General features: G+C 40.8%; 1 tRNA gene. It reads right to left on the bottom strand.

Annotated features, from left to right (window positions below):
• Positions 1-249: 249 nt before the first annotated feature.
• Positions 250-337: transfer RNA gene (locus ACTNDQ_RS15385), tRNA-Ser, on the bottom strand.
• Between the last annotated feature and the right edge of the window lie 617 nt (positions 338-954).

The raw sequence follows: 954 nt of genomic DNA, 5'->3' as shown, positions 1-954 counted from the left end.
AAAGAAATTTTCGAGAATCGTATGTGTTTCACTGTTTAGTTATCAAGGTTTGTTGTGTCTGTCTCTCAGACAGCTCGTTTATTTTATCTCACCTCAAATCGTTTGTCAAGTACTTTTTTCAACTTTTTTCAAACTCTTTTTTTGATGATTTCCTGTCTCGCTGACAGCTTGTTTACTTTATCACATCCACAAGCGTTTGTCAACAAGTTTTTTCATTTTTTTGAAAAATTTATTTTTTCAAAAAAATAGCGGAGAAGGAGGGATTTGAACCCTCGCGCCGCGTTAGCGACCTATACCCTTAGCAGGGGCACCTCTTCGGCCTCTTGAGTACTTCTCCAGACTCCGAACTTATAATTTCTTATTAAATTGGAGTGCATTTCTTCTGTGTTTTCATCCGAAACGCATGGTTAATTATAGCGGAATACACTATTGTTTGTCAACACCTTTTTTTATTTTTTTACATTAATTTTATTGTATTGCGATAGATTGGGGATAACAAAGGATGTATACTATTGTTTATTGCCTACAGGATTTTTTTTCCTTTCCGGCCTGAATGCACAGCCGAGGCTCAGGATACTGTCTGGCTCTGCCTCTGCAGGAGGGGTGCGCTTCTTAGACGGCGGGAATCTGCGTTGCTGAAAAAAATCCAGCTGTCTGAGCGACGCAGGAGCGAGTTCTGGATTTTTTTCAGCGGTTTTAGCAGATTTCCGGCGTCTTAGAAGCCAGCCCCCGACGAAGCCGCAGACCGGACAGTATCCTGAGCCTCGGCGTCCGTTCCGTCATAAAGACATGCTGAAGGAGGACTCACCAACAAAAAAAGAAAAGAGGCCACACACCCATGCAGCCTCTCAACATCATTGACATTGATGTTAGCATCTAATTAGTACAAAACAAAAATGAGATATTCCCTTGATACAAATAAAATGTATAATAACAAGAGGAGGAACTCATCAT

It is taken from the genome of Blautia massiliensis (ex Liu et al. 2021) (assembly GCF_052064225.1).
GTDB classification, from domain to species: domain Bacteria; phylum Bacillota; class Clostridia; order Lachnospirales; family Lachnospiraceae; genus Blautia_A; species Blautia_A fusiformis.
This window is presented reverse-complemented; position numbering and strand designations above follow the sequence as displayed.